The following is a 1,365-nucleotide window of genomic DNA, read 5'->3' on the forward strand; positions in this document are numbered from 1 at the left end:
TAGTACTACAGCCTGATTTCGTGATGTTGGAGCCAGCGCCTCCAGTAGTGGCTGGCCCGAGCCCGGGTCTGGTGTAACCGGCGATGGTGGGACCAGGCCAGAGCAAAAGCGAGTGGGCGGGCAGTAGTGGTCAGGTGTGCCAGGAGACGGCGGATTTCTGCTGGTGTGAGGCGGACCAGGCCGCTTGAGCTTTTGGGGCGTGTGCGGCGGTGACGGCAAGGTAGGCGTGGGCAAGCATCGCGAGGGTGATGTGCCGGTGCCAGGCGTCATACCGCCGGACCTGGTACTGGTCCAGGCCGGTCTCGTTCTTGGCGGACTGGAAACATTCCTCGATCGCCCAACGGGCGCCGGCGACGGCGATGAGGTCCTCCAGGCTGGTGCCGACTGGGGCATGGCACAGGTAGTAGGCCAGCTCGAGTTCGCCTTTGGCGTTGGGGGTCAGGCTGCGGCGGACCAGCAGCCAGCGCTGGTAGCCGGGTTCGGTCTCGAAGTGCACGGTGGCCAGGGCCCAGTCATACAGGCGTTCGCCTTTGGCGCCGTTGCCACAGGAGTGGCGTTTCCACGCTTCGGGCGGGGCCTGGGCGGTCGCGGTGTCGGCGTGGATCTGCCCGCCCCACGCCTTGCCGATCCATTGGTTCTTGGGTACCGCGACCACGTAGCTGAGGTGGTGTTCTTCCAGGAAGCGCCGGAACTTGAAGTCCAGGCCGTATGCCTCATCGGCCGTTACCCACGAGGCTGGTACGCCCGCCTCCAGAGCACGGGTGAGAATCATCCGGGCCAGTACGGGCTTGGTGGCGAACTGCACGTCTTCGCCGATGCCTGCCTGGGCGCATCGAGCTCGATCATCGGTCCAGGACTTCGGTAGATACAGTTCGGCATCGATCAGCGCCCGGCCCGACGGGGAGGCGTAGGCGAGGAAGACGCCCACCTGGCAGTTCTCCACCCGGCCTGCGGTGCCGGAGTACTGGCGCTGCACCCCGGCCGACTTGTCACCCTTCTTCAGGAACCCGGTCTCATCCACGATCAGCACGCCATCGCGGTGGCCGAGGTTGTCCATCACGTAATCGCGCAGGTCAGCACGTACCTCGCGAGGGTTCCAGCGGGCGCTGTTCAACAGGCGCTGCATGCGGTCCGGCGCAGCATCCCCAGCCGCCTCGGCCAACTGCCAGCCGTTCTTGCGCTCGATCGGAGCCAGCAGCCCCAGCAGGTACGCCCGCGCCTGACGCCGCGGCTCCACCCGCCCGAACCGGCCAGCCACCCGCCCGAACAGCACATCCAACCCCGAGACCCACTCCTGGAGATCATCGGACGTTAACTCACCAACCATGGCGTTCAGACTACAGATCACAAAGCCTGGCTGTAGTA

1 protein-coding gene is annotated in these 1,365 nt (G+C 65.8%); it reads right to left on the reverse strand.

All coding sequences use genetic code 11. The features are described 5' to 3' along the window. Positions 1-130 precede the first annotated feature (130 nt). On the reverse strand, positions 131-1,327 hold the full coding sequence (locus CA984_RS44015; protein ID WP_086579159.1) for an IS701 family transposase: 1,197 nt from the start codon (positions 1,325-1,327) through the stop codon (positions 131-133). Positions 1,328-1,365 lie beyond the last annotated feature (38 nt).

Origin of the sequence: Streptosporangium minutum (assembly GCF_002149035.1) — a bacterium.
GTDB lineage: Bacteria > Actinomycetota > Actinomycetes > Streptosporangiales > Streptosporangiaceae > Streptosporangium > Streptosporangium minutum.

What these genes read in the sequence shown, in the direction of transcription:
- CA984_RS44015 (WP_086579159.1), bottom strand. Translation starts at nt 1,327, where the DNA reads ATGGTTGGTGAGTTAACGTCCGATGATCTCCAGGAGTGGGTCTCGGGG.